The following is a 23,957-nucleotide window of genomic DNA, read 5'->3' as shown; positions in this document are numbered from 1 at the left end:
TCTGGGGCCTGGCCGACCGGGAGGCACGGGCCTGGCCGACCGTGAGTCAGGGGCCGAGCCGACCGTGCCTCAGGGGCCTAGCCGACGCCGAACCCGCCGTTGCTCGACAGCAGCTGTCCGTTGATCCAGGAGCCGGCTGGGGAGAACAGGAACCGGACGAGGTCCGCCGTGTCCGCCGGGGTGCCGAGCCGGCCGGCCGGAGTCGCTTCGACGCCCCAGGTCCGCGTGCGGTCGTCCATCCAGCCGGTGTCGATCGGGCCGGGGTTGACGACGTTCGCCCGCACACCCCGCTCCGCGAGCTCGACGGCGGCAGCGATGACGATGCGGTCGAGGGCGCCCTTGCTGGCACCGTACGGCAGGTTGTCGACGGTGTGGTCGCTCGTGAGCGCGACGATCCGGCCATGCACCTCGCCCGGTGATGCCGCCTCCGGAAGCTGCTCGGCGAAGGCCTTGATGAGCAGCCACGTCGCGCGGGCGTTGACGGCGAAATGGCGGTCCCAGCTGTCGAGGTCCGTGGTGAGGATCGAGCTGTCGACCGATTCGCAGTGCGACATCACGAGTCCGCTGACCGGACCGAGCCGCGTCGCACGTTCCAGGAGGACGGCGGGGAACGCCGGGTCGGCGAGGTCTCCGAAGACGACGTCGACGGTGGCCCCGAGCGCACGGCAGTCGTCGGCGATCGACTCGAGATCGTCCGCCTCGCCCTCCATTCCCAGGCGTTCGTCGTACGGCCGCCAGGCGTTGAGGACGAGATCCCAGCCGTCCGCCGCCAGACCGAGCGCGAGCCCCGCCCCGATCGAGCGCCGGCGCCCGACGCCCGTGACGACGGCGAGTTGACGCGACGTTGGCAGACCCATGCCCACACCCTACGCGACGCGTGTCCCGCGCTGCGGGAGCCAAACGGCCCGCTGAGTCGCCCGGATCGGTGCGGTTTCGGCGTGAAAACGGACAGAACCGGGCGACTCAGGGCGGGAGGGTTAGAGGTCGACCTTCGCGTTGTCGCCCTCGTAGGTCTCGCCGGTGACCTTTGACTTCACCAGTGCGATCGCGGTCGCGATCCTGCCCCCTGGGCTGTCCCAGTACTCGGCGCTGTCAGCCGAGAACTTCAGCAGGCCCACTCGTGGATCGGACGGGCCGTCGGGGAACCAGGCGTCGACGGCCCCGTTCCACAGCTCGTCCAACTTCGCGCGGTCCTCGACCAGGGCCGCGGTGCCCGCGAGCGACACCCATGAACTGTCGGAGCTGAGCGTCACGCCGGCGTTCGGGTTCGCGTGCAGCTGTCGGACGGCTGACGCGTCCGTGCCGACGATGAACCACAGGTCGCCATCGAATTCGCGTTCCTGCACGGTGAGGGGATGCGCGACGAGCTTGCCGTCGCCGTCGACCGTGGTGAGCATGGCGAACCGGAAGTGTGCGAGCAGGTCGGTGAGCGTCTTGTGCGGGTCGGTGTCTCCGGCCATGGGTCTCTCCTTCGTCGTCTCGACCGGTCGGTCCGTGTCGGCGACCGGTGTGGATGGCGAGCAGCCTACGTCTCAGACCTGGCGTGCGCCCCAGTCGCGCGGACGGTTGACTGACGGCTCGTCTTCTGCAACACGTCGCCTGCTGGGCGGACCCGCCGCACCCTCTCACACCTCGGGGCGGAACGCCATGGGCCCGGGGTGCGCAGCTGGCCTCGTTAGCCTGGCCGCTCCACGATCACCCGGAGGAGACCATGAACACCTCATCGCTCATCAACCAGATCAACGAAGCGCTCGCTGCCCTCGGCGGCGGCCCGTTCCTCACGACCGACACGCAGGAGCAGGCGGCGAAGACGACCGTCACGGGCACGCTCGGCGACCGCGAGATCCACATCGAGTTCATCGAGGAGGGCAACGGCACGGAGGCTGAGAAGGACCACACGGTCGTCGTCGTCGACGGAGCCACTGGCAAGCGACTCGGAGAAGGTCGCGGCGACTCGACGTTCGCGGATGCGATCTCAGCGTTCGGCTGGGCGGGCGTGCTCGACGCCGTCTGAGCCGCCACCCCCTGAGGAGCCCACCCTGAGTCTCCCGGAATCGCACGATATTCCGGTGAAATCGCGCGCTTTCGGGCGGCTCAGCGGCTTGGGGCTTGCGGCACCACCTCCGACAACATATCGTTTATCGATACCAACGAAAAACGATATGAAACTGGTGATGACGATGGCCGAACGATCCGACCGACCCACTCCCGATGCCGCCGAGCTGGCCGCGCGCCGTGCCGCGAAGGCGGAACGATCGCAGCGCGCCGACCTCATCACCGTGCTCGTCGTCGCCATCGTCGCCGCGGTCGGGGTCGTCGTCTCTCTGGTGCTCCGCCTGCTCGACATCTTCGGCACCGGTGGCGTCACGGTGCCGGTGCAGTTCGCGCCGTTCGAGGCGACACAGCCCGGCGGCGGGGCGACGGTGAGGGTCGGCGAGGGGACGGTCGTCGTGTCGGACCTGCCGTTCGCCACCTTCGCGAGCGTGGTGCTCGCGGCCGTGATCCCGGCCGTCGCGAGCCTCGTCGTCATCGGCTGCGCGCTCTGGTTCTTCCGCAGGATGCTGCGAGGCGATGCGTTCGCACCCGGCAACGCCCGACTGCTCACGGTCGCATCGTTCGGCATCCTCGCCGCGTGGATCTCCGACTCCTGGTTCGGCACCATGGCGTCGAACGGGGCCCTCGCGGTCGCCTCCGGTGACGCGTTCAGCGGGATCGCCGTGGAGGTGTCCTGGCTGCCCGTGCTCGCCGCGATGGCCGTCGGCGGACTCGCGATCGCGTTCCGGTCTGGAGAACGACTGCGCGCGGACACGGACGGACTCGTCTGATGGCACCCGCCGAGGACGACTCCCCGAGCGGTGTGCACTGCAACCTCGACCGGCTGCTCGCCGACCGAGGGCTCACCCTCGCGCGGCTGAGTGAACTCGTCGGGGTGAGCGTGGTCAACCTCTCGGTGCTGAAGAACGACCGCGCGAAAGCGATCCGTTTCTCGACGCTGACGGCGATCTGCACGGCCTTGGAGTGTGAGGTCGGCGAGCTGTTGGAACTCGACGACGCGCACTGAGTCGCCCGGATCCGCACGTCTTCCGCGCGAAATGGTGCAGATCCGGGCGACTCGACGCCTGATCAAGCGTTGCGGGGCACCCCGGGTCGTCGTGACTTCGGCATGAGCTCGACCACCAACTCGTACGCGTTCGTCACGATCTCCTCGACGAGGGCCACCGTGATGCCCGGCCCGACGCCGATCGAGATCCAGTGCCGCTTGTTCATGTGGTAGCCGGGAGTGATGGTCGGGTACTCCTCCCGCAGTGCGAGTCCGAACGGCGGCTCGCACTTGAGCGTGACGATCGGTTCGCCGGCTCGCTCGCCGCCGTGGGTGCCGCAGATCATGAAGACGCGGTCGACGACCTTGCAGACGTCGGCTTCGGGCCCGAACGGGAAGCTGTGCGTGACGACGGGGAGTGCGAGCGCGGTCCGGAGTGCTACCTCGTGGAGTGTGCGGCCGTCCATCCGAGCAGTCTCCCACGGCTCGGGCCTCGAGCGGCCGCGAGGTGGCCGGAGAGATGAAGCCCGGAGAGAAGAGGCCCGAGAGGAGAGGCCCGAAAGAAGAAAAGGGGTGCTGACGCCCGATTCCCCCGAATCCGTCAGCACCCACCCCGTAAACAGGATAGCTGAATAGTTTTCCGGACGCCAGCGCTACGCGCCACTGTGCTGCGGTCGCCGACGGAATCGTGCTCGATGGATCACGCTCGACCAAGAAAGTCGCCCGCATTGCTCTGACGCGCGCTAGTCTCGGTTCACCCGATCCCACTCCGGAACACGAGAGAATGGCGGTCATGGCCGAGGAACTTGCAGTACCAGCGGGGCGTGCGCAGCAACAGCGCTCCATCGCAACGCGCAGCGCGCTCTTGGAAGCGGCAGGACGTGTGTTCTCGAAGCGCTCGTTCGCCGAAGCGCGCCTCCGTGACATCTCCACGGAGGCCGGCATCAGCCAGGGCTCGCTCTACTTCCACTTCGGGAACAAGGACGACATCGCGGAGGCTGTGCTCGCCGCGCAGCAGGAACGCATGGCCGGCCCCCTGCAGGAGGTCCTCGAGAGCGACCTGTCCGGACTCGACAAGATCCTCGCGCTCAGCGACGGCCTCTCCGCGATCATGGCGACGGACACGATCGTGCAGGGCGGCATCAAGCTCGCGACCCAACCAGGCACGGGTTTCGAGGCCTCGGCCCGTGAGCCGTACTTCGAGTGGATCCAGACGGCGAAGATGCTGATCACCCTCGGGATCGAGGACGGCTCCATCTCGCCGACCGTCGATGCCGACAGCGCCGCCGAGTTCGTCAACCAACTGTTCGTCGGCGTCCAGGTGCTGTCGGAACTCGACGACGTCTGGAAGTCCATGCCCGGCCGGATGAAGGCTGCGCAGCCGTTCATCGTCGCCGTCCTCGCCCCGCATCGCGACTGACGGTCCGCGGGGGAGTGACGTGGGCGGCAGCTGGCGGATCCCGCCCGAGGCTGCGCACAAACGCGACGCTCGGCACCTCTGGCTCGGCACGGGTCGCGACGAGCCCGACGGTCTGATCGCGACGTTCCGCACGCCGTCCTCGCGACAGGGTGGAGCGTTCGCGGAGCTCATGGAGGTGGAACGACAGGCTGGCATCGTCTACGCGCACCGGGCGCTGGCCGTGCCGGCGGACTCGGTGTTCATGCTGACGTCCATCTCGCTCGAGCTGCCCGACACGTTCGCCAGGTCGACCACCCACCCGCAGCGAGGCACGGTGCTCGTGGCCCAGGCGGCGGAGGCAGGCGCGGTTCGGCGTTCGCGGGCTGCCGCGCTCCGATTCGCCGTGCGTTCGGGGGCGCTCGGGACGGGAACCGGTTCGGCGACGGTGACGTTCCTGCCGGCGGCGCTCTATGAGCGGGTCCGGTACGGTGCGGCCGCGATCCCGACTCGGGCGGTCGCCACGAGGGAGGTCGAGACGGCTCGCGGTCTCGTCGACGGCGTCACGACGGGCCGCATCCGGGCTGCGGCAGTGCGTGCGGACCTCTCCGACCCGATCCTCGCCGACCACACCGGCGACCACCTGTCGGCGATGGCGATGGTCTGCTCCATCGAGGACGCGGTGCGCGCCGCGGGCGAGGAGCGTGTCCTCGCCGCGCTGCATATCGCCTTCATGAGCTACGCCGAGTTCTCCCCGTCACCGACGCTGTTGTTCACGGTCGACGATGACGGCACGATCGAGGGGGCGGTGCACCAGTCCGGCCTCCAGCGTGCGGTCTTCAGCGGCCGCACCGTCCGTGAGACCACCCACCACTGATCGATCGGAGCACGCATGGAATCACGCGGGACGGTCGTCGTCACCGGCGCGACCGGGGGGATCGGCCGAGCGATCTGCCGGCGACTCGCGACGGAGGGCCACGACGTCGTCGCCGTCTACGGGCGGCAGCATGAGCGGGCCCGCGAACTCGTCGAGGAGATCGAGGCATCCGGGCGAGCGTGCCGGGCGGTTCCAGCCGACCTCTCCACCGACGAGGGGGTGCGTGCGCTGGGCGACGGGCTCGAGCGCCTGCTGCGGGACGGCTCGCTGCCGCAGCTCGCCGGGCTCGTGAACAACGCCGCCCGACTCCTCGGCCCGTCGTTCGACGCGGCGACCCCGGCCCAGTTCGACGCGTACTTCGCCGTCAACACGAAGGCGCCGTTCTTCCTGACCCAACGGCTCGTCCCGCTGCTGGGCGACGGCGGGAGCATCGTGAACCTCTCGTCGGCCGGCGTGCACTTCTCGAGTCCCGGCGACATCGTGTACGCGATGAGCAAGGCCGCGCTCGAATCGATGACACGGAACCTCGCTGAAGCCGTCGCACCGCGGGGGATCCGGGTGAACGCCGTGGTGCCCGGCTTCACCGACAACGGGCACGAGGCGTTCTCGATCGAGGCCGCTCGCGAGTACATGTCGGACTTCGCCGTGCTCGGCGGGGTCGCGGACCCGGCCGTCGTCGCGGAGGCCGTCGCGTTCCTCGTCTCCGGGCGTTCGAGTCGGACGACGGGCACGATCCTCGACGTCAGCGGTGGCAGCACCCTCGGCGCACGGGGGAAGCGGGCGGGCTCGATCTCCGACGTCCTCGGGTTGCACTGAGACGCCCCTCAGCCGTCGCTCGAATCAGGGTTCCACGATGCCGAGGGACACCGTGCCGTCGTCCGCCACCGACCATCCCGGGTTGAATGCGATCTCCCACAGCACGCCGTTCGGATCGGCCACGTGGCCGTGGTACCCGCCGAACGCTGCCCGCTGCGGCGTCTTCACCAGTGTGCCGCCAGCGGTGAGCATCGCATCGACGACCGCGCGCACCTCGGCAGGGCCGCCGACGTTGCGGGAGAGTGTGACGCCCTGCGCCGCCGGTGGGGCCGCGCCGGAGTCGGCAGCTGGGGCGGTGGCGTCCGCGGTGGACAGGTCTGCGGCGAACTGTCGGGCGTCGAACAGGGCGAGCACCTGCCCGAACCCGACCTGGAAGAACAGGATCTCCCCGGGCACGTCGAGCAACGGGTCCCAGCCGAGGCCGTCGCAGTAGAACGACCGTGCGGCGTCGAGGTCGGGGGTGGCGAGGGTGACGAAGTCGACTCGTGGTTCCATGGGGCAATGCTGCCACCAGGTGTCGGCGATGTCGCTCGGCAGCGACGGTCGCGGCGCTAGGCTCGGTCGGATCGTCTGCGCGTTCGAACCTGGAGGACCCATGCCGCTCGACCCGTACTACGGAGACCGCCTGCACCTGTTCGACGGGTTCTCGAACGCGGAGCGGGCCGCCGCCGACGGCGCACTCGACGACGCGTTCGTCGAGCGGCTGACGGCCTACGGCGACGACGGAGCCTGGCTGCCGTCGGCCGGCGTGGTCATCACCGATGAGGCGATCGACGGACCCCACGGCCCGATCCCGGTGCGCCGCTATCGGCCGAAGGGGACCGAGCGTCCGGCAGTCGCACTGCTCTGGGCGCACGGTGGGGGATTCGCCGCCGGAACCCTCGACTGGCCGGAGTCGCACGTGGTGAGCGCCGAGCTCGCCGCGCGCGCCGGTGCCGAGGTGTTGGCGGTCGACTACCGTCTCGCGGACGGCGTCGTCCGGTATCCGGTACCGCTCGACGACGTCACCGCCGCCTGGGAGCATCTCGCCGACGCCCGCCAGGATCTGCCTGGAGCCCGCACGGCGATCGGCGGCGCCAGTGCCGGTGCCGCACTGGCGCTCGCCACGTCCCTGCGGAGCGCCACGCGGCCCGACGCCGTCCTCCTGGCCTATCCGTTCCTGCATGCCGAGGTACCGCTCCTCGACGCCTCGGCGCTCGCTGAACAGGACGTCCTTCCCGACGCCATGCGGTTCCCGCGCGAGTCGATCGACTGGATGGTCGCGAACTACGTCGGCCGCCTCGACGGCCTGCCCCCGCTCGCGCTGCCTGGCGCCGTTCCGGTGACCGCGGACCGCCCGCCACTGTCGGTGCTGCTGTCGGAGATGGACGACCTGCGCCCGTCGGGGGAGCTGCTCATCGCGGCATCGCACCGCGCCGGCGCGCCCGTCCGCAGTCGGCTCGAGGCCGGGGTCGCCCATGGTCACTTGAACCGCCTTCCCGCAGCACCCGGGGTCGCTGCGTCGCTCGACTGGTTGGCGGACGGCCTCCGGGAGATGCAGGCTTCGCCCGCGTGATGCCCGGACACTTGCGAATCGTCTCCGGGCGGGCATACTAGGGGAGGACGCTGTTCCCGAACAGAGTTCGGTTTTCACGCTCGCGCGTGCACCGGCGCCTGCCACCACCTCATCGACGAGAAACGGACCCCCATGAGCGCTCTCGAGTCTGCGACCTCCCAGCCGGCCAGCGAGCAGGATGCCGTGGTGCTGCCGTACCGCGACGCGTCGCTCCCGCTCGAGACGCGCGTCGACGACCTCGTCGGACGCATGACCGTCGCTGAGAAGGCCGGGATGCTGTTCCAGACGATGATCGCGCCCGGTCCGATCGACGAGGCGAACCCGCACATGGGCATCGCGAGCGGCGACCACATGATCGGTGAGCAGCACATGTCGCACTTCAACGTGCTCGGGACCGCCCCGGACACCCGCTCGCTCGCCGAGTGGACGAACGCGCTGCAGGAGCGCGCCGCAGCCACCCGCCTCGGCATCCCGGTCACCCTGTCGACCGACCCGCGCAACCACTTCACCGACAACCTCGGCACAGCCGCACGGGCGGGAGCCTTCTCGCAGTGGCCGGAGACCCTGGGCCTCGCCGCCATCGGTTCCGTCGAACTCGTCGAAGCGTTCGCCGACACCGCCCGCCAGGAGTACCTCGCGGTCGGTATCCGGCTCGCGCTCCACCCCCAGGTGGATCTCGCGACCGAACCGCGCTGGTCCCGCATCGGCGCCACCTTCGGCGAGGACGCCGAACTGAGTGGCGAGCTCGTCGCCGGGTACATCCGCGGTTTCCAGGGGGCTGAACTCGGCCCGCGGTCGGTCTCCACCATGACGAAGCACTTCCCGGGCGGCGGACCGCAGCTCGACGGCGAGGACCCGCACTTCACCTACGGGCGCGAACAGGTCTACCCCGGTGACAACTTCGACTACCACCTGATCCCGTTCCGTGCCGCGATCGCCGCCGGTGCCGCGCAGATGATGCCCTACTACGGCATGCCGGTCGGAACCTCCTACGAGGCCGTCGGCTTCGCGTTCAACCGGGAGATCATCACAGGACTCCTGCGCGAGGAGCTCGGATTCGACGGCATCGTCTGCACCGACTGGGGCCTCATCACCGACACCTCGATCATGGGGCAGGACATGCCGGGCCGCGCGTGGGGCCTCGAACACCTCGACGAACTCTCGCGAGCCGAGCGGATCCTCGAGGCCGGGTGCGACCAGTTCGGTGGCGAGGCCCGCCCCGAGCTCGTGATCGAACTCGTCGAGCAGGGACGCATCGCCGAGGACCGCCTCGACGTGTCCGTGCGGCGCCTGCTGCGCGAGAAGTTCCAGCTCGGACTGTTCGAGCAGCCGTTCGTCGACGTCGATGCGGCGAGTGCGATCGTCGGGAACCCGGCGTTCATCGCGGCCGGTGAGGCTGCTCAGCGCCAGGCGTTCACGGTGCTCACCAATGTCGAGCAGACACTGCCGGTGCGCTCGCCGCGTCCGAGGTTGTACCTGGAGGGCGTCGATCCGGTGGTGGCCGCGGCCTACGGTGAGGTCGTCGCGGACCCGGCGCAGGCCGACCTGGCGCTGCTGCGCCTGGAGACGCCGTACGAACCGCGACCCGGAGGCTTCGAGGCGATGTTCCACGCCGGCTCGCTCGACATCCCCGCGGAGCAGCTCGCCCACCTGCGCGGGATCGCCGCGGCGGTGCCGACGGTGCTCGACATGCATCTCGACCGCCCGGCGATCCTCACCGGGATCGTCGACCAGGTCGCGGCCCTCGTCGCAAGCTTCGGTGGCAGTGACGCGGCGTTCCTCGACGTCGTCTTCGGGAAGGCCGAGCCGCTCGGCAAGCTGCCCTTCGACCTGCCGCGCTCGATGGCGGCGGTGGAGGCGAGCCGTTCCGACGTGCCGTTCGACACCGAGGACCCGCTCTTCCGCTTCGGCCACGGCCTCCGCTACAGCTGACGCCTGCGCGGCGCGGTCACCGCACCCGCACCCCGGTCACTGAGCGTGTCGAGGGGCGACCTCCGCGCGCAGGAGGTCGAGGAGTCCGGGGAGGTCCCGCTCGATCTCCGTGCGGCGAAGGGTGATGGCGCTGCCGTTGCCGTGGTCGCGTTGCGTGATGAGTCCAGCCTCCCGCAGCACCCGGAAATGATGCGTCTTCGTCGCCTTGGTGACGGGCAGCTCGAACGCGCCGCAGGCGCGCTCTTGGTCGACGGCGGGTGGAAGCGCTGCGAGTTCGGCGATGATGCGTCGGCGAGAGTCGTTGCTCAGTGCAGCCAGGGCCTCGCCCAGCCCGATCCGATCCGACATCGCCGATTCCCCTTCGTCGCGACCCGACGTACGACTTGCATCATACCTGTTCACTTGGTTAGCGTCGAGGTATGACAATCAACGTACCTATCCGAGATGGCGTGGTCTCCCTCGTCGGAACCGCGAAACCGCTGCCGCACCGGGCGGCAGCCCTCCGGGTGCTCCTGACCTCGTTCGTCGAGCCGACCAGGGCCGAACCAGGCGCCCTGGGGTACCACCTCCACGAGGATGCGGCGGGCGATTTCGTGTTCACCGAGCGATGGCGCTCGACGGCGGATCTGGAGCGGCACCTCGCGCTGCCGCACATGGTGGCCTTCCAGGAGTCGAGGATGAGCTACCTCCGCGAGGACCTCGCGATCACCTGGTTGACGCCGATCGAACCCTGAGGCCGACCCGCTCGCCGAGGATGGGCGTTGCGGGACACCTGCCTCCCCGGCAGAATCGCCGCATGGACGAACAGGCCGTGTACGAACGCCTCCTCGCATCCCGCCCCGGCGCCGACACCTCCCGCGGGAGGCTGTTCAGCGCCCTGTCGTTCATCGTGCACGGGCACTCTGTCGGATGCATCATGCGGGGTACGGCTGCGTTCAAGCTCGGGCGCGAGACGCCGGAGCTCGCCGCGGCGCTCGCCGCACCGGGGGCGGAGCTGTTCGACCCGTCGGGCCGCGGCCGCCCGTTCAAGGACTGGGTCGTCCTCCCGTTGAGCGAGGAACCACGGTTCGAGCAGCTGCTCGAGCAGGCCGTCGCCTTCGCCCTCGCTTGAGTGACGGGGGCGGAGCTCTCGCTCTCGCCGACCGCCTCCTGTCCTGCTAGCGTTCCGAGCCGCGCAACTCCAGACGGGTGTCGAGCGTGTGCGTGATCGGCGCTCCGGCCTCGCCGGCGATGAGTGACAGCAACGTCTCCGCAGCGACCCGTCCCATGAGCGCCACGTCCTGGGCCACGACGGAGACCGCCGGGCGGACGAGCGATGCCGCCTCGAAGTCGTCGAAGCCGACGAGCGGGATGCGTCGGTCGGCCTCGGCGAACGCCTGGACCGCGCCGATCGCCGCCCGGTTGTTCGCGGCGAACACGCCGTCGATCCGACCCTCCGCCAGGAAGCCTGCCACCACACCGGCCGCATCCTCGACGGTGTGCGCTCCGGCCGAGACGATCGGCTCCAACCCGCCGCGTTCCCCGAGGGCGCGGTGATAGCCGGCGAGTCGCTCCTGCATCGTGTACAGCTCCAGGGAGTCGCCGAGGAACGCGACGTTCCGGGCGCCGGCCTCGAGCATCGCCGTCGTTGCGCGGGCGGCGCCGCCGGCGTTGTCGGCGAGCACCGTGTGCAGTTCCACCGATTCCAGCGGGCCGGTCGGGCGGTCGACGAGGACCATCGGGACATGTTCGGCGGTGGTCGTCGCCCATGGCGTCGTCGCGTGTCGGGGTGGCACGACGACGAGTCCGTCGACACGTTGGGCGATGAGGCGGTCGACGAGGAGTCGGTGCCGGTGGGCATCCTCCTCGGAGCTCGCCGACATGAGCAGGTAGCCGTGCTCGGTGCACACCCGTTCGACGGACCTCGCGAGCACCGAGTAGTACGGGTTCGCCAGGTCGCTGATGATGAGCCCGACGACCTTGCTCGACCGACCCGGGCGGATGCTCGCGGCAGCGAGGTTGTGCCGATAACCGAGTGCTTCGATCGCAGCCCCGATCCGCTCGGAGAGGTCAGGGTGGATGTTCGTGGCCCCGTTGACATACCGCGACACCGTCTTCAGGCCGACGCCTGCCGCGGCCGCGACGTCGTTCATGGTCGGAGGCCGGGAGCTGCGCATGGTCACCATCCTCCCGCACGGACCGGCGTCTGGCGGGGAGCGCCGGGCCCGCCGGGGCGATGGAGGTCGCCGGTCATCAGCGGAGCGTGCCGAGCAGTTCGTTCGAGAAGAGTCCGCGGAGGCTCGGACGGAGCCGGACCACGTCGGCTGCGGTCGGGCGGCGCCCCGAGATGACCGCGGCAGCACTCGCCCCGGCGAGCTCGGTCGCGAGCTGCGGAGCAGCGCCCCGCGACATCGCGAACAACAGCCCGGCGGTCGACGCGTCGCCGGCGCCGTTCGTCGACACGAACTCGGGTGCCGGGACGGGTGGGGTGACCAGGCGCAGGTCGGCCCACGAGGCAGCGAGCGGCGCGAGGAGTCGACCCCCGCGCGAGAGCCGGTCGGCATGAGCGCTTCGGAGCACGAGTCCGTCCTGCCCGGCTGAGACCGCGACGACCGCGGCACCCCAGCCGAGGAGGCGATCTGCGAACGCGGCCGCCTCCACGAGTGCCGGAGTCGTGAGGCCTGGCCCGCTCGGCGTTCGTGACCCGGCGGGGAGGGCGCCGAGCGCCGAGCGGAGGTCGTCGACGCTCGGGCTCACGATGTCGGTCAACGGCAGCGTGCGGCGGAGGATGAGCTCCCAGTCGAGCGAACCGATCGTGCTCGTCGGATCGACGACGGCGAGGTCCATCGAGCTCGTCGCACCGGCTCGGCGGACCCGGTCGAGCAGGGCGAGCAGCGGTGCGCCCTCTCCAGCGACGATGCCGGGAAGGAGTGGGGGGTAGCCGATGTGGACGAGGTCGGCGACGCCGATGGGCAGGTGCCCGCCGGTGAACACCTCGTTCGCGCCGGTGTGGTGCCAGAAGGTGCGGTCGAGCCCGGCCGGCTCCACGACGACACTGTAGGAGGTCGCGGCGCGCGTGGTGACCTCGAGGGCGGCGTGGAGTCGGGGGTGGGCGTCGATCCGCGACGCGATGATGGCGCCGAGTTCGTCGTCGCCGACGGTCGCGTGGAGACGCACGTCGCTGCCGAGGTCGGCGAGGGCGAGCCCGGTGTTCGCGACGCAGCCGCCGAGCGAGATGCGGAGCGGTCCGGTGTCGATGAGCGAGCCCGGCTCGATCCGCGCGCTCGCGCTCAGTGCGGGCGCGAGGTCCACACAGATGTGACCGGCCACGACGATCTCGCCCATGGAGCCTCCTTCTCCGCGACGGTCGAGTGATCCGCCGCGTGCTAGACAACGTTGTCTCGGGCCACTACTGTGACACATCGAGGGGCGATTCCGAAACCTTCGGAGCAGATGCCTCCCATCGACCCGCCACGATCAGGAGCCGCCGCAATGTCGCTGTACCGCCTCAATCGTCTCTTCAACGCCCGGTCGCATCGCGCCCTCGACGTCGCCGTCGACCACGGGTTCTTCGGCGAACGCTCGTTCATCACCGGCATCGAGGACATGGGCCAGGTGGTGCGCACGCTGGTCGCGGCGAACCCGGACGCCGTGCAGCTGACGCTCGGCCAGGCCCGGCTGCTCCAGCAGATCCCCGGCAAGGAGAAACCCGCGCTCGTGCTGCGCACCGACGTCGCGAACGTCTACGGCAACCCGCTCGACGCCGTCCTCTACAGCCACCACGTGCCGCACGCGATCGAGGAGGCGGTGCGCCTCGACGCCGTCGCGGTCTGCGTCAACCTCATGCAGATCCCCGAGCGCCCCGAGGTGCGGGAGGCGAACATCCGCTCCATCATGGCGCTGCGGCGTGAGGCCACGCGGTACGGGATGCCGCTCATGATCGAACCGCTCGTCATGCAGGACAACACCACGGCCGGCGGGTACCAGGTCGACGGTGACATCGAGAAGATCGTGACCCTCGTGCGACAGGCCGTCGAGCTGGGCGCCGACCTCATCAAGGCGGACCCGAGCAGCGACATCAGCGAGTACGGCCGGGTCGTGCAGGTCGCCGGCGACATCCCCGTCCTCGTGCGCGGCGGCGGTCGGGTGGACGACCGCACGCTGCTCGAGCGCACGGTCGCCGTCCTTGACGCCGGCGTGAGCGGTATCGTCTACGGGCGCAACATCATCCAGCACGAGCATCCGGCGGCGATCACCGCGGCACTCATGGCGGTGCTGCACGACGGCGCCGACGTCGACGCCGGACTCGCGATCCTCGAGGCGGCCCGCGCATGAGCGGCGAGCGTCAGGCGGCCGAGCGGGTCAATGTCGCGATCATCGGCGGCGGGCTCATGGGGCGCGAGATCGCGGCCGCGATCCAGCGGTGGCCCGCGCTCATCGACCACCCGGTCCGACCGCGACTCACCGCCGTCTGCGACATCAACCCGGCCGCTCTCGACTGGTTCGACGAGATCGACACCGTCGTCACGAAGACCACCGACTATCACGAGCTGCTCGCCGACGACTCGGTGGACGTCGTGTACGTGGCTGTGCGCCACGACCTGCACGAGCAGATCTACACCGACGTGATCCGCGCCGGGAAGAGCCTGCTCGCGGAGAAGCCGTTCGGCATCGACGCGGCGGCTGCGCAGTCCGTGCTCGCAGCGATGGCCGAGCACCCCGAGAGCTTCGTCCGCTGTTCGAGCGAGATGCCGTTCTTCCCCGGCGCGCAGCTCGCGATCGACTACGTGCGCTCCGGCGCACTCGGCACGATCGTCGAGGCGCGCAACAGCTTCCTGCATTCGAGCGACATCGACCGCGGCAAGCAGATCAACTGGAAGCGGCAGACGCAGTTCTGCGGCGAGGCCGGCGTGCTGAACGACCTCGGCATGCACACCTGGCATGTGCCGCTCCGACTCGGTTGGAGGCCCGACAGTGTCTACGGCGTGCTGCAGAACATCGTCACCGAGCGCCCTGGCCCCGACGGCGCGCTGGTGCCGTGCGACACCTGGGACAACGCGGTGCTGCACAGCTGGGCCACTCACGACGGCGTCCGATTCCCGCTCACGACGGAGACGAAGCGCATCGACCCCGGGCAGAAGAACACCTGGGAGTTCGAGGCGATCGGCCTGGACGGTGGCGTGCGGTTCAGCACCAAGAACCCGAAGCTCGTCGAGGTGTTCGCGGTGCGGGAGATCCCGGGCGGCGCCAAGGAGCAGGTGTGGCAGCAGGTGGACGCCGGGAGTCAGTCGGTCTGGCCGACGGTCACCGGACCGAACTTCGAGTCCGGTTTCTCCGACACGATCCTGCAGATGTGGGCCGTGTTCCTCGCCGAGCGCCACGGTTCCCTGGGTGACCGGTTCGGGGCGGCGCGTCCCGAGGAAGCTGCGTTCACCCACGACGTCTACCGTGCCGCGATCCGTTCCCAGGAGGAGGGGCGTGTGATCGCGCTCTGAGCTGCGCGTCGGCTGGGCGGCCGCCCGATCGCCTCCCAGCCGGGACGCGCTGCGGACTGCGCTGTCGGAGGGGTGGGCGAGACTTGCCCCATGTCCGAGGTCCATTGCGTGCAGACCGGGTGCGGCGCCCTCGCAGACGGCCGGTCGCCCGTCGCGCTGTGCGAGGACCACCTGGCACTCGCCGCTGAATGGGCTGGGCGCGCGTGGGGCGTCGTCGACGTGCTGCCGTCTCCGTGTGTCCTGTGCGGTTCGCGGCTGGGGCGGCGGTATCCGTCGGGATGGCTCTGCGCGGTGTGCGACTGGCGGCTCGGGGACCTGCCCGACGACGACCTCGCCCCGCCCCGCGTCGACGTCGTGTACTACCTGCGACACGGTGACCGCATCAAGATCGGCACCACCACGAACCCCCGTCAACGCTTCGCCGCGATCTGGCACGACGAACTCCTCGCCCTCGAACGAGGTGACCGTCATGTCGAGCGCGCTCGTCACGAGCAGTTCGCGACCGAGCGTCTCGAACGGTCGGAATGGTTCACGGCCTCGTCGCGGCTCCGACGGCACGTCGACTCCGTCGCCCGTGACGTCGACCCCTGGGACCTCTACGCCCGTTGGCTGAGCGAGGCGGCGGCACTCCGCGGGAGGTGAGCGGGTGGGTCGAGTGCCAGCGCGGTGCGCCCGACCGAGCGCGGGCCGCTGTGCCGCAGTGTGTGCCACCCGGCGTTCCAGCCTCACGGACGGGGGAGGGAACGACAGGAGTCGCGCTCGACGAGGGTCACGGGGAGGACCGTGCTGCGGCGGAACCGACGCCCCGGGTGCTCGATACGATCCATGATCCGCTCGGCGGCCAACCGGCCGAGCGCCTCGGGATCCTGCGCGATCACGGTGACCGACGGACGGAGCAGACCGGCGAGCGGGAAGTCGCCGAACGCCACGAGGCGCAGCGCATGCCCGGGCAACGCCGGGAGCAGCGCCATCGTGCACACGGCGTTCGAGGAGAAGACAGCCGTCGCCGGCCCCTCGCCGCGGGCTCCCAGCTCAGGACCGGTGACCGACGCGAGCGCCACAGCAGCCCCCGTCGGCGATCCGGCCTGCAGGGCGACGAGCCGCTCGTCCTCGGGTATGCCGGCCTCGGCCAGCGCTGCACGGTAACCGCGCAGGCGCGCAGCGGTCGTCGGGAGGCTGAGCTGGTCGCCGACGAACGCGATGCGCCGATGCCCGTGCTCGACGAGGTGCGTCGTCGCCGCGAACGCCCCGCCGAAGTCGTCCTGCGTGAAGGAGTCCGCGACGAGCCGGCCGGGCGCACGGTCGACGAAGACGAAGGGGGTACGCGAGGCCCACGCTGCGAACGAGCTCTGGTCGTCGCCGATGGGAGCGACCACGAGACCACTGAGCTGGCGTCGCAGCATCGGTTCGAGGACGGCCCGCTCTCGGGCCGGCTCGTCGCCGAGGCTCGTGACGAGGGTGGACATGTCGTGTTCCCGCGCCGTCCGCTCGACCGCTCGCGCGATCTGGGCGAAGAACGGGTCGACGATGTCCGGCACCGCGACGCCGATGACCGAGGGCCTGCCGGATCGGAAGGACGTCGCCAGGGTGTTCGGCACGTAGTCGAGCTCGCGCATGATCGCTTCGATGCGTGAGCGGGTCTCCGGTCGCACGTGCGGGTCGTCGTTGAAGACCCGGGAGACGGTCTTCGCGCTCACCCCTGCAGCGGCAGCGATGTCACGCATCGTCGCCATGTCGCCCCTCGCTCTCGTCGCCCCATCCGGTACCCGGCCCCGCGGTGCCGGTGCGTGCTCAGCGTGCGGTGTAGCCGCCGTCGATCGGGAGCGAGACGCCGGAGATCATGCCGGCGGCGTCACTCAGCAGGAACGTGATCGGCCCGGCGATGTCGTCCTCCGTCGCCCACTTCCCGAGCGGCATGGCCTCGAGGAACGGCCCCTCGATGTCGGGGCGGCCCCAGTACCAGGCCGACATCGGCGTCATCACGACCGTCGGGTTCACGGCGTTGACGCGGATGCCGTACTGCCCGAGCTCGAGCGCCGAGACGCGCGTGATGTTGTCGAGCGCGGCCTTCGAGGAGCCGTAGGAGATGTGGCCGGAGAGTGCGACGAGGCTCGCCTGGCTGGAGACGTTGACGATGGCGCCGCCCTTGCCCTGGCGGATCATCTCGCGCGACGCGTACTTGGTGACGAGCAGCGAGCCGCGCGCGTTGATGCTGATGACCTTGTCGAAGACGTCGATGTCGGTGTCCTGCGGTGAGGCGATCTCGCCGCCCCAGCCGCCCGAGTTCACGACGCCCCAGATGTCCCGGCCTTCGATCGCGTCGCGGACGCTGTCCTCGGAGGTGAGGTCGAAGGGGAGCGGGGTGGCGCCGGTCTCGGCCGCGATGGCGTCGAGGTGCTCGACGTTCCGACCCGAGGCGAGCACCTGGGCGCCGGCCGCGACGAGGTGGCGGACCGTGGCTCCGCCGATGCCGCCGCTCGCTCCGGTGACGAGGATGGTGCGGCCGTTGAAGTCAGTCATGGGGTGTTCCGATCGACGAAGTGGGCCCGGGCGTCGATGCACGGGTCGGGAGCATCATAACCACGGAATCACCGTCATGTCACCCGTGACATGACGATTCGGAGGCAATTCATGTCACCGGTGACATGCAGTGTTGACAGCGGCCCGGGCTGGACCTACCGTGAGTCGGGCGACGACGCGACCGCGAGCCGCGACCCCGCAGCGCACGACGAGAGGGCAGGACCCACGATGAGCGATCCCGGCATCGACGAGCTGGTCGAACGGGCCAGATCCCTCATCGCCGACGGCTCGCGTCGAATCCTCGGCATCATCGGTGCGCCGGGCGCCGGCAAGTCCACCGTGAGCGACGCGCTCGCCGCCGCCCTCGGAGCGCAGACGGTGATCGTCGGCATGGACGGCTTCCACCTCGACAACGACGAACTCGTCCGGCTCGGCCGCCGCGACCGCAAGGGCGCCCCGGACACGTTCGACGTCGACGGCTACGTGTCGCTCCTGTCCCGTCTCCACGCCGCTGGTCGGACGTCGACGTCGCCTGGTGTCCCGATCTACGCGCCGCGATTCGACCGTTCACTCGAATCCTCGATCGGCAGTGCCGTCCTGGTGCGACCGGAGGTGCCGCTGATCATCACGGAGGGCAACTACCTCCTGCTCGAGGAGGACGGATGGCAGGATGTCGCCGCGCACCTCGACGAGTCCTGGTACGTCGACGTCGACGACGACGTGCGACGTGAGCGGCTCATCGCCCGACGGCTCGGCCACGGGCACCCGCGCGACCAAGCCGAGGCGTGGGTGCTCGGCGTCGACGAACCGAACGCCCGGCTGGTCGATGCCACGAAGCACCGCGCCGACCGCGTCGTCACGCTCGGTCCACTGACGCCATTGCTCACCGAGTCCACCCACTCCGCGTAGCACCCCGGGTACCCGCCCGATCCGCGACCACCACCAGCACCGCCACCGCCACCAGCACCGCCACCCCTCACCGACGAGAAGGCAGCACCCACATGACCCAGCTCGACTCCACGACCATCGGCTCGCTCGATCCCCGCGTCGCCGTCCCGTCCTACGACCGTTCGCGCGTCCGACCGGGCATCGTCCACTTCGGCGTCGGGGCCTTCCACCGCGCCCACGGGGCGATGTTCATCGACCGGGTGCTCGCGCTGCCGAGCGGCGCACGCGGCGACGCTGACGACGCCTGGGGCCTCGTCGGTGTCGGCACCCTGCCGGGCGACGCGGCGATGCGGGACGCGCTCGGTGCCCAGGACCGCCTCTACACGCTCGTGACGACGAGTCCCGACGGCGAGGTCGAGGCGCGGGTGATCGGCTCCATCGTCGAGTACCTGTTCGCGCCGGACGACCCGGCGGCGGTGCTCGCGCGGGTGATCGACCCGTCCACGCGGATCGTCTCGCTGACGATCACCGAGGGCGGGTACGGCGTGAACGACGCGACGGGTGCCTTCGACCCCCGCGACGAGGCGACGCTCGCGGATCTCGACGGGCTGCCCTCCGGTGCCGTCCCGCGGAGCCCCCTCGGGTTCATCACGGCCGGGTTGCGTGCTCGCCGAGACGCCGGGGCGGCGCCGTTCACGGTGATGTCCTGCGACAACATCCAGGGCAACGGGCGAGTCGCACGCACGGCGATCCTCGCGTTCGCGGAACGGATCGACCCGACGCTCGCGGCCTGGATCGCGACCCAGGTCAGCTTCCCGAACTCGATGGTCGACCGCATCACGCCCGCCACGACCGAAGAGCAGCGCGCGTCGGTCGCTGAACGGTTCGGAATCGAGGACCGCTGGCCGGTGCTCTCGGAGTCGTTCGAGCAGTGGGTGCTGGAGGACGACTTCACGGACGGCCGGCCGCCGTACGAGCTCGTTGGCGTGCAGCTCGTCGAGGACGTCGAACCCTACGAGCTGATGAAACTCCGGCTGCTGAACGCCTCGCATCAGGCGATGAGCTACCTCGGGCTGTTGGCGGGGGAGACGTTCGTGCACGAGGTGTGCCGTGACGACCTGTTCTCGCGGTTCCTGCTCGGCTACATGCACGAGGAGGCCAGGCCGACGCTCGACCCGGTGCCCGGCATCGACATCGACGCCTACTGCGCCGAGCTCATGCGACGCTTCGGGAGCGAGGCGATCAAGGACACCCTCGCGCGGCAGATCGTCGACGGCTCCGAGCGCATCCCGAAGTTCCTCCTGCCCGTGGTGCGCGAGCAGCTCCGCACGGGCGGGCCGATCGCGAGGTCGGCGTTGGTGCTCGCCGCGTGGAGTCGGTTCGTCGAGGGCACAGGCGACGACGGACGGGTGCTCGAGCCGGTCGACCGGCGTCTGGGGGAGTTGCAGGCCGCCGCGTCGCGCGAGTCGACGGAGCCGGGATCGTTCCTCGACCAGGTGGGCGTGTTCGGTGATCTCGGGAGCGACGCCCGCCTCCGTGAGGCGTTCATCGCGGCCCGCGGCCGTCTCGCCGCTGTCGGTGCGCGTGCGGCGGTGCAGGAGGTCGTCGACGCGGGCTGATCCCCACCAACGCATCTCCCTGTCTCAGAACGTTGCCGGCGTCCTGAGAACGGTCAGCACCGCGGAGAGGGCGCGAGGATGCCGGGTGTGGCGCCGGTCAGCCGAGGTCCGCGGGCACGAGGCGGAAGCCGCCGCCCTCGACCGGGGTGAGTCGGAGCTGGAAGAGTCCGTCGATGACGAGGTCGGCGTCGAGTTCGTGGGCTTCGTGCGTCCCAGCGATGCCGACGGTCCAGCAGCCGGCTGCGCGCGCGGCGGCGAGCCCGGCGGGCGCGTCCTCGAACGCGACGCAGTTCCGGTGGTCCATGCCGAGGCGGGTCCGCCCGAGCAGGAACGGTTCGGGGTGCGGTTTGCCCTTCGTGACGTCGTCGAAGGTGACGACGGCGGCGGGCGGTGTGAGTCCAGCAGCGGCGATCCGGTTGCCGGCGATGAGTCGTGTGCCGCTCGTCACGATCGCCTTCGCCGTGTCGTCGAGCGCGGCGAGGGCCTCCGAGGCGCCCGGGAGCGCGATGACGTCGGCCGTCTCGGCGGCCTCGATCTCGATGATCCGCGCGAGCGCCCCGGCGACCTCCTCCGGTGGGAACGTGGCCGCGAGCACCTGTGCGGCCGGCTGCCCATGGCCCTCGGCGAGGAGGTCGACCTCGAGGCCGTACTCGCGGGCGAGCTGTGCCCACGACCGGTTCACCGCCGGCGTCGAATCGATGAGGGTGCCGTCGAGGTCGAACAACCCGGCCTCGAACACCTGCCCGAAGATCGGGGCTGTCGCTTCGAGCGTGCGCCCGAGGCCGAGCGCGCGCTTCACGGTGGCGAGCTGCTGCGTCGTCGACAGTGCGGCCTCCACGACGAGGTGCGGCACGGCGGGAGCACTGTCCGCCGGTGGGTCGACGATGTGGGCGTCGCGGTCTGCGGAACGCTCGGCCCGGCGGGCGGCGAGCGTCGTCGGGTTCGCGTGCAGCCAGACGACTCGCGGTGCGACCCCGGCCGCTTCGACGAGGGCCTCCCACTCGGTGCCGCCCTGCAGTTCGGCGGTGAACGGCGCGACGAGCACCGCACCGACACCCGCGTCGCGCTGGTCGGCGAGGACCGCGAGCAATGCTGCGTAGCGGGCGGGGCGAACGGCCGCCCGCAGCGCGGGGTCGTTCCAGTGCGCGTCGGCGAGCAGGCGAGGTGCCCCCGCTGCGCCTCGGGTGAGCCCGTCGAGCAGGGGATTGGTGATCGTGTCGAGGTCGAGGATCGGGAGCCCGAGGGCCTGCGAGAGCGCGCGCCCGAGGGTGGTCTTCCCGCTTCCGGCTGGTCCTGCGACGACGACGATCACGATGGCTCCCTCGGTGGATTCGCGGATGGCACCCGCATCCGAGGGGTGTGGAAGGCCTCGTCGATGCGTCATCCGAATGAATTTGATCTCTTTCAGACAACGTTGCTTGACAACGTTGTCGGTTCGTGGTCAGTATAGGCGCACGAAGGAACGACGGGGTTCTGCAGTTGCACTCCCCGAACCGATGACAACGCTGTCAGGAGGTGGAGCCGATGGGCACCTGCACCGCCGCGAACGCTGCAAGCCAGCCACTGCGCACGAACCACTCGACCGGCACCTCCGTGCGTCCCGGTGTCGTTCCGCTGCACGCTCCCGGCCTCGACGATCGAGGGGTGCGCTGATGCGGCCGCCGGGGATCAAGGACGTCGCCGCACAGTCGGGCGTCAGCATCAAGACCGTCTCCCGGGTCGTGAACGGCGAAGCGTCCGTCCACCCCGAGACCAGAAGCCGCGTGCTCGAGGCGATCGAACGCCTCGGGTACGTGCCCAACACCGCCGCACGCTCGTTGAAGTCCGGCACCGGTGGCGCGATCGGCGTCCTCATCGACTCCCTCGCCGACCCGTTCTTCGCCTCGCTCGTCAGCGCGATCGAGACCCGGGCGCTCAAGGAGGGCCTGAGCGTCCTCGTCGCGAGCACCGGGCTCGACGAGGGGCGCGAGCGTGACCAGCTCACGAGCTTCATCGCCGGGCACCAGGTCGCCGGGGTCATCCTCGCGCCGGTCGCGGCCGAGCTGCCGTACCTCGAAGCCTTCCGCCAGGTGACGCCCGTCGTCGCCGTCGACCGCCCGCTCGCCGCGTTCGACAGCGTCGTCGTCGACGACCGCGCGGCCACCCGTCTCGCGATCCAGCAGTTCGTCGAACTCGGGCACACCCGCATCGCCTTCTACGACCGCGACGAGCGCTTCCTCACGATCCGCCGCCGCTACCAGGGGTACACGGAAGTCCTCGCCGAGGCGGGCATCGCACTCGACCCGGCCCTCGTCTCCTGGACGATCGACGGCGCCCTCGACTACGCGGCCGAGACCGAGCGGCTCCTCGGGCTCGACGAGCCGCCAACGGCACTGTTCGCCTCGAACGCCAAAGCCGCCATCGGGCTCACCACGTCGCTGCACCGCATCGGTCGCGAGGGGATCGCACACATCGCGTTCGGCGACTTCTCGCTCGCCGACGTCCTGCGTCCAGCGGTCAGCTGCATCAACCAGGACCCGTTCGTGATCGGCAACGCCGCCATCGAGCGACTCCTGGAGCTCCGCGAGTCACCGTCGAACGAACCCCGGGAGTGGGTCGTCCCGACCTCGCTCATCCAGCGCGGCTCGGGCGAGATCCCCGGCCCCACGCTCGCTCCCACGTCCACCACCAGCGCCCTCGGAGGCCCCGCAGCATGAGCACCGTCCAGCCCACCCGCCTCGCTCCGAACCTCATCGAGCACTTCTACCGTGGAGGCGACCGCATCGCCGCCCTCCGCGGTATCGAGCAGCGGAGCGCGTTCCAGCCCGAGGAGTGGCTGGGAGCGACGGTGAGTCGTGCCGACCAGGAGCCGGGCGGCGCGATCGGTCTCGCCAAGACCCTCGACGGCGTCCTCCTCCGCGATCTCGTCGCCGCGGACCCCGCCGCCTGGACCGGCGCGGGAACGGACCACGGTACGAGCGCCGCCGACACCGGCATCCTCGTGAAACTGCTCGACGCCCGCCAGCGTCTCCCCGTCCACGTCCACCCCGACCGCGCCTTCGCCGCGTCCCACCTCGACTGCGCCTACGGCAAGACGGAGGCCTGGTTCATCCTCGAAGCCGAGCCGGGTTCCGCCGTCCACCTCGGGTGGAGCGAGGACGTCGACCCCGATGAGCTCGACCGCCGCCGCGACGCCCAGGACAGCGAGTGGATGCTCTCCCGCATGAACCGCATCGTCGTGGAGCGCGGCATGGGCATCCTCGTCCCGGCCGGCACCGCGCACGCGATCGACGGCGGCATCTTCCTCGCCGAGGTGCAGGAGCCCACCGACCTCTCCATCCTCCTCGAGTGGTCTGTCACCACCTCGACGCGTGAGCAGTCGCACCTCGGCCTCGGGTTCGACACCGTGATGGGCGCCGTGTCGACGAAGGCCCTGCCGCAGGCCGAGCTCGAACAGCTCGTCGTCCTCCACGACCTCGACACCCGCACCGACGCCCCGGTCAGTCTGCTCCCCGCCGCCGCCGACCCCTACTTCCAGCTGTTCGCCGTCGCGCCGGAGTCGAACGGCACCTCGCCGGTCGACGCCGGATTCTCCGTCGCCCTCGCCCTCGGCGGCGACGGGTCGCTCGTCTCCGAGACGTCGGGGGACACCGTCGCCTTCACGGCTGGCGAGGTCTTCGCCGTCCCGGCGGGCTTCGGCCCCTGGACCGTCGACGGCACGGGCACCGTCCTCGTCGCGGGCCCCGGCGCAGGATGGCCGGCCACCCTCACCGCGGGAGGCATCCGATGACGGCACCGTCCACCGCACGACCCAGCAGCATCGCCCACCCGAGCACCCACAGCCACCACACGCCGGCTCCG

At 70.4% G+C, this 23,957-nt stretch carries 28 protein-coding genes; 18 read left to right on the top strand and 10 right to left on the bottom strand.

Features of this window, described 5'->3' with window-relative positions; translation table 11 throughout:
- Positions 1–77 precede the first annotated feature (77 nt).
- Positions 78–857: an SDR family oxidoreductase gene (locus KXS11_RS15315; RefSeq protein WP_437386475.1), complete on the bottom strand. Its 780-nt coding sequence runs from the start codon at positions 855–857 to the stop codon at positions 78–80.
- A 120-nt stretch (positions 858–977) separates the two neighbouring features.
- Entirely contained in the window at positions 978–1,460 is a 483-nt protein-coding gene (locus tag KXS11_RS15310; RefSeq protein WP_437386474.1) for a pyridoxamine 5'-phosphate oxidase family protein, read from the bottom strand.
- A gap of 251 nt (positions 1,461–1,711) precedes the next feature.
- Here KXS11_RS15310 and KXS11_RS15305 point away from each other — a divergent pair, with 251 nt between their 5' ends.
- The 3 genes from KXS11_RS15305 to KXS11_RS15295 all read left to right on the top strand — a co-directional run bounded on the left by KXS11_RS15305 (position 1,712) and on the right by KXS11_RS15295 (position 3,061).
- Complete coding sequence (locus KXS11_RS15305; protein ID WP_437386473.1) at positions 1,712–2,014, top strand: hypothetical protein; 303 nt, start codon at positions 1,712–1,714, stop codon at positions 2,012–2,014.
- A 160-nt stretch (positions 2,015–2,174) separates the two neighbouring features.
- The gene (locus tag KXS11_RS15300; protein WP_437386472.1) at positions 2,175–2,825 is read left to right on the top strand and encodes a hypothetical protein; all 651 of its coding nucleotides are present in this window, start codon (positions 2,175–2,177) and stop codon (positions 2,823–2,825) included.
- Positions 2,825–3,061, top strand: coding sequence for a helix-turn-helix domain-containing protein (locus KXS11_RS15295; RefSeq protein ID WP_437386471.1), 237 nt, complete (start codon positions 2,825–2,827; stop codon positions 3,059–3,061). The genes KXS11_RS15300 and KXS11_RS15295 overlap by 1 nt, the downstream gene beginning before the upstream one ends.
- A gap of 62 nt (positions 3,062–3,123) precedes the next feature.
- Here KXS11_RS15295 and KXS11_RS15290 read toward each other — a convergent pair whose 3' ends face one another.
- The gene (locus KXS11_RS15290; protein ID WP_437386470.1) at positions 3,124–3,507 is read right to left on the bottom strand and encodes an MmcQ/YjbR family DNA-binding protein; all 384 of its coding nucleotides are present in this window, start codon (positions 3,505–3,507) and stop codon (positions 3,124–3,126) included.
- Positions 3,508–3,833: 326 nt separating this feature from the next.
- On the opposite strand from KXS11_RS15290, the gene KXS11_RS15285 reads away from it, so the two are divergent.
- Genes KXS11_RS15285 through KXS11_RS15275 form a run of 3 tightly spaced genes read left to right on the top strand, consistent with a single transcriptional unit; the run spans position 3,834 to position 6,129 of the window.
- Positions 3,834–4,460, top strand: coding sequence for a ScbR family autoregulator-binding transcription factor (locus KXS11_RS15285; protein WP_437386469.1), 627 nt, complete (start codon positions 3,834–3,836; stop codon positions 4,458–4,460).
- A 19-nt stretch (positions 4,461–4,479) separates the two neighbouring features.
- Positions 4,480–5,313: an AfsA-related hotdog domain-containing protein gene (locus KXS11_RS15280; RefSeq protein WP_437386468.1), complete on the top strand. Its 834-nt coding sequence runs from the start codon at positions 4,480–4,482 to the stop codon at positions 5,311–5,313.
- A gap of 15 nt (positions 5,314–5,328) precedes the next feature.
- Positions 5,329–6,129 carry an SDR family NAD(P)-dependent oxidoreductase gene (locus KXS11_RS15275; RefSeq protein ID WP_437386467.1) on the top strand — a complete coding sequence of 267 codons (801 nt, stop codon included), beginning with the start codon at positions 5,329–5,331 and terminating at the stop codon, positions 6,127–6,129.
- Positions 6,130–6,153: 24 nt separating this feature from the next.
- On the opposite strand, the gene KXS11_RS15270 is transcribed toward KXS11_RS15275, so the two are convergent.
- Positions 6,154–6,624 carry a VOC family protein gene (locus tag KXS11_RS15270; protein ID WP_437386466.1) on the bottom strand — a complete coding sequence of 157 codons (471 nt, stop codon included), beginning with the start codon at positions 6,622–6,624 and terminating at the stop codon, positions 6,154–6,156.
- A gap of 100 nt (positions 6,625–6,724) precedes the next feature.
- On the opposite strand from KXS11_RS15270, the gene KXS11_RS15265 reads away from it, so the two are divergent.
- Together KXS11_RS15265 and KXS11_RS15260 are read left to right on the top strand one after the other, a co-directional pair.
- On the top strand, positions 6,725–7,684 hold the full coding sequence (locus KXS11_RS15265; RefSeq protein WP_437386465.1) for an alpha/beta hydrolase fold domain-containing protein: 960 nt from the start codon (positions 6,725–6,727) through the stop codon (positions 7,682–7,684).
- Between the two features lie 132 nt (positions 7,685–7,816).
- Positions 7,817–9,616 (top strand): glycoside hydrolase family 3 protein, encoded by a 1,800-nt coding sequence (locus tag KXS11_RS15260; protein ID WP_437386464.1) that lies wholly within the window; start codon positions 7,817–7,819, stop codon positions 9,614–9,616.
- A gap of 36 nt (positions 9,617–9,652) precedes the next feature.
- Here the strand turns inward: KXS11_RS15260 and KXS11_RS15255 are convergent, their stop codons facing one another.
- Positions 9,653–9,964 (bottom strand): ArsR/SmtB family transcription factor, encoded by a 312-nt coding sequence (locus KXS11_RS15255; protein WP_437386463.1) that lies wholly within the window; start codon positions 9,962–9,964, stop codon positions 9,653–9,655.
- A 71-nt stretch (positions 9,965–10,035) separates the two neighbouring features.
- Between KXS11_RS15255 and KXS11_RS15250 the strand changes: the two genes are divergently transcribed.
- Complete coding sequence (locus tag KXS11_RS15250) at positions 10,036–10,350, top strand: putative quinol monooxygenase (RefSeq protein ID WP_437386462.1); 315 nt, start codon at positions 10,036–10,038, stop codon at positions 10,348–10,350.
- Between the two features lie 62 nt (positions 10,351–10,412).
- A complete protein-coding gene (locus KXS11_RS15245; RefSeq protein ID WP_437386461.1) occupies positions 10,413–10,727 on the top strand; it encodes a hypothetical protein in 315 nt (104 codons plus the stop codon).
- A 46-nt stretch (positions 10,728–10,773) separates the two neighbouring features.
- On the opposite strand, the gene KXS11_RS15240 is transcribed toward KXS11_RS15245, so the two are convergent.
- Both KXS11_RS15240 and KXS11_RS15235 read right to left on the bottom strand, forming a co-directional pair.
- Entirely contained in the window at positions 10,774–11,772 is a 999-nt protein-coding gene (locus KXS11_RS15240; protein WP_437386460.1) for a LacI family DNA-binding transcriptional regulator, read from the bottom strand.
- Between the two features lie 76 nt (positions 11,773–11,848).
- Positions 11,849–12,940 (bottom strand): carbohydrate kinase family protein, encoded by a 1,092-nt coding sequence (locus KXS11_RS15235; RefSeq protein WP_437386459.1) that lies wholly within the window; start codon positions 12,938–12,940, stop codon positions 11,849–11,851.
- 147 nt (positions 12,941–13,087) lie between these two features.
- On the opposite strand from KXS11_RS15235, the gene KXS11_RS15230 reads away from it, so the two are divergent.
- From KXS11_RS15230 to KXS11_RS15220, 3 genes are all read left to right on the top strand, one after another.
- Positions 13,088–13,930, top strand: a complete 843-nt coding sequence (locus KXS11_RS15230; RefSeq protein ID WP_437386458.1) for a class I fructose-bisphosphate aldolase — start codon at positions 13,088–13,090, stop codon at positions 13,928–13,930.
- The gene (locus KXS11_RS15225) at positions 13,927–15,090 is read left to right on the top strand and encodes a Gfo/Idh/MocA family protein (RefSeq protein WP_437386457.1); all 1,164 of its coding nucleotides are present in this window, start codon (positions 13,927–13,929) and stop codon (positions 15,088–15,090) included. The genes KXS11_RS15230 and KXS11_RS15225 overlap by 4 nt, the downstream gene beginning before the upstream one ends.
- 90 nt (positions 15,091–15,180) lie before the next feature.
- Positions 15,181–15,732: a GIY-YIG nuclease family protein gene (locus KXS11_RS15220; protein ID WP_437386456.1), complete on the top strand. Its 552-nt coding sequence runs from the start codon at positions 15,181–15,183 to the stop codon at positions 15,730–15,732.
- A gap of 83 nt (positions 15,733–15,815) precedes the next feature.
- Here KXS11_RS15220 and KXS11_RS15215 read toward each other — a convergent pair whose 3' ends face one another.
- Both KXS11_RS15215 and KXS11_RS15210 read right to left on the bottom strand, forming a co-directional pair.
- Positions 15,816–16,823: a LacI family DNA-binding transcriptional regulator gene (locus tag KXS11_RS15215; protein ID WP_437386455.1), complete on the bottom strand. Its 1,008-nt coding sequence runs from the start codon at positions 16,821–16,823 to the stop codon at positions 15,816–15,818.
- 58 nt (positions 16,824–16,881) lie between these two features.
- Positions 16,882–17,610 (bottom strand): SDR family oxidoreductase, encoded by a 729-nt coding sequence (locus tag KXS11_RS15210; RefSeq protein WP_437386454.1) that lies wholly within the window; start codon positions 17,608–17,610, stop codon positions 16,882–16,884.
- Positions 17,611–17,838: 228 nt separating this feature from the next.
- Here KXS11_RS15210 and KXS11_RS15205 point away from each other — a divergent pair, with 228 nt between their 5' ends.
- Both KXS11_RS15205 and KXS11_RS15200 read left to right on the top strand, forming a co-directional pair.
- Entirely contained in the window at positions 17,839–18,519 is a 681-nt protein-coding gene (locus KXS11_RS15205) for a nucleoside/nucleotide kinase family protein (protein WP_437386453.1), read from the top strand.
- Between the two features lie 92 nt (positions 18,520–18,611).
- Positions 18,612–20,117 carry a mannitol dehydrogenase family protein gene (locus tag KXS11_RS15200; protein ID WP_437386452.1) on the top strand — a complete coding sequence of 502 codons (1,506 nt, stop codon included), beginning with the start codon at positions 18,612–18,614 and terminating at the stop codon, positions 20,115–20,117.
- A gap of 97 nt (positions 20,118–20,214) precedes the next feature.
- Here KXS11_RS15200 and KXS11_RS15195 read toward each other — a convergent pair whose 3' ends face one another.
- Positions 20,215–21,501, bottom strand: a complete 1,287-nt coding sequence (locus KXS11_RS15195) for an HAD-IA family hydrolase (protein WP_437386451.1) — start codon at positions 21,499–21,501, stop codon at positions 20,215–20,217.
- 140 nt (positions 21,502–21,641) lie between these two features.
- On the opposite strand from KXS11_RS15195, the gene KXS11_RS15190 reads away from it, so the two are divergent.
- From KXS11_RS15190 to KXS11_RS15180, 3 genes are read left to right on the top strand one after another with little or no spacing between them, the layout of a single operon-like run.
- On the top strand, positions 21,642–21,770 hold the full coding sequence (locus tag KXS11_RS15190; RefSeq protein ID WP_437386450.1) for a hypothetical protein: 129 nt from the start codon (positions 21,642–21,644) through the stop codon (positions 21,768–21,770).
- A complete protein-coding gene (locus KXS11_RS15185) occupies positions 21,770–22,813 on the top strand; it encodes a LacI family DNA-binding transcriptional regulator (protein ID WP_437386449.1) in 1,044 nt (347 codons plus the stop codon). Before KXS11_RS15190 ends, KXS11_RS15185 begins: the two co-directional genes overlap by 1 nt.
- The gene (locus tag KXS11_RS15180) at positions 22,810–23,886 is read left to right on the top strand and encodes a class I mannose-6-phosphate isomerase (protein ID WP_437386448.1); all 1,077 of its coding nucleotides are present in this window, start codon (positions 22,810–22,812) and stop codon (positions 23,884–23,886) included. The genes KXS11_RS15185 and KXS11_RS15180 overlap by 4 nt, the downstream gene beginning before the upstream one ends.
- Positions 23,887–23,957: the final 71 nt, after the last annotated feature.

Origin of the sequence: Plantibacter flavus (assembly GCF_051487245.1) — a bacterium.
GTDB lineage: Bacteria > Actinomycetota > Actinomycetes > Actinomycetales > Microbacteriaceae > Plantibacter > Plantibacter flavus_B.
The sequence above is the reverse complement of the archived record's forward strand: the minus strand, read 5'-3'. Positions and strand labels throughout refer to the sequence as shown.

Coding starts and splice junctions, on each gene's coding strand:
- KXS11_RS15260 (WP_437386464.1), top strand. CDS start 7,817: ATGAGCGCTCTCGAGTCTGCGACCTCCCAGCCGGCCAGCGAGCAGGAT.
- KXS11_RS15290 (WP_437386470.1), bottom strand. CDS start 3,507: ATGGACGGCCGCACACTCCACGAGGTAGCACTCCGGACCGCGCTCGCA.
- KXS11_RS15210 (WP_437386454.1), bottom strand. CDS start 17,610: ATGACTGACTTCAACGGCCGCACCATCCTCGTCACCGGAGCGAGCGGC.
- KXS11_RS15240 (WP_437386460.1), bottom strand. CDS start 11,772: ATGCGCAGCTCCCGGCCTCCGACCATGAACGACGTCGCGGCCGCGGCA.
- KXS11_RS15315 (WP_437386475.1), bottom strand. CDS start 857: ATGGGTCTGCCAACGTCGCGTCAACTCGCCGTCGTCACGGGCGTCGGG.
- KXS11_RS15270 (WP_437386466.1), bottom strand. CDS start 6,624: ATGGAACCACGAGTCGACTTCGTCACCCTCGCCACCCCCGACCTCGAC.
- KXS11_RS15220 (WP_437386456.1), top strand. CDS start 15,181: ATGTCCGAGGTCCATTGCGTGCAGACCGGGTGCGGCGCCCTCGCAGAC.
- KXS11_RS15245 (WP_437386461.1), top strand. CDS start 10,413: ATGGACGAACAGGCCGTGTACGAACGCCTCCTCGCATCCCGCCCCGGC.
- KXS11_RS15235 (WP_437386459.1), bottom strand. CDS start 12,940: ATGGGCGAGATCGTCGTGGCCGGTCACATCTGTGTGGACCTCGCGCCC.
- KXS11_RS15230 (WP_437386458.1), top strand. CDS start 13,088: ATGTCGCTGTACCGCCTCAATCGTCTCTTCAACGCCCGGTCGCATCGC.
- KXS11_RS15225 (WP_437386457.1), top strand. CDS start 13,927: ATGAGCGGCGAGCGTCAGGCGGCCGAGCGGGTCAATGTCGCGATCATC.
- KXS11_RS15275 (WP_437386467.1), top strand. CDS start 5,329: ATGGAATCACGCGGGACGGTCGTCGTCACCGGCGCGACCGGGGGGATC.
- KXS11_RS15180 (WP_437386448.1), top strand. CDS start 22,810: ATGAGCACCGTCCAGCCCACCCGCCTCGCTCCGAACCTCATCGAGCAC.
- KXS11_RS15295 (WP_437386471.1), top strand. CDS start 2,825: ATGGCACCCGCCGAGGACGACTCCCCGAGCGGTGTGCACTGCAACCTC.
- KXS11_RS15255 (WP_437386463.1), bottom strand. CDS start 9,964: ATGTCGGATCGGATCGGGCTGGGCGAGGCCCTGGCTGCACTGAGCAAC.
- KXS11_RS15310 (WP_437386474.1), bottom strand. CDS start 1,460: ATGGCCGGAGACACCGACCCGCACAAGACGCTCACCGACCTGCTCGCA.
- KXS11_RS15185 (WP_437386449.1), top strand. CDS start 21,770: ATGCGGCCGCCGGGGATCAAGGACGTCGCCGCACAGTCGGGCGTCAGC.
- KXS11_RS15305 (WP_437386473.1), top strand. CDS start 1,712: ATGAACACCTCATCGCTCATCAACCAGATCAACGAAGCGCTCGCTGCC.
- KXS11_RS15300 (WP_437386472.1), top strand. CDS start 2,175: ATGACGATGGCCGAACGATCCGACCGACCCACTCCCGATGCCGCCGAG.
- KXS11_RS15200 (WP_437386452.1), top strand. CDS start 18,612: ATGACCCAGCTCGACTCCACGACCATCGGCTCGCTCGATCCCCGCGTC.
- KXS11_RS15285 (WP_437386469.1), top strand. CDS start 3,834: ATGGCCGAGGAACTTGCAGTACCAGCGGGGCGTGCGCAGCAACAGCGC.
- KXS11_RS15250 (WP_437386462.1), top strand. CDS start 10,036: ATGACAATCAACGTACCTATCCGAGATGGCGTGGTCTCCCTCGTCGGA.
- KXS11_RS15215 (WP_437386455.1), bottom strand. CDS start 16,823: ATGGCGACGATGCGTGACATCGCTGCCGCTGCAGGGGTGAGCGCGAAG.
- KXS11_RS15190 (WP_437386450.1), top strand. CDS start 21,642: ATGGGCACCTGCACCGCCGCGAACGCTGCAAGCCAGCCACTGCGCACG.
- KXS11_RS15195 (WP_437386451.1), bottom strand. CDS start 21,501: ATGACGCATCGACGAGGCCTTCCACACCCCTCGGATGCGGGTGCCATC.
- KXS11_RS15265 (WP_437386465.1), top strand. CDS start 6,725: ATGCCGCTCGACCCGTACTACGGAGACCGCCTGCACCTGTTCGACGGG.
- KXS11_RS15205 (WP_437386453.1), top strand. CDS start 17,839: ATGAGCGATCCCGGCATCGACGAGCTGGTCGAACGGGCCAGATCCCTC.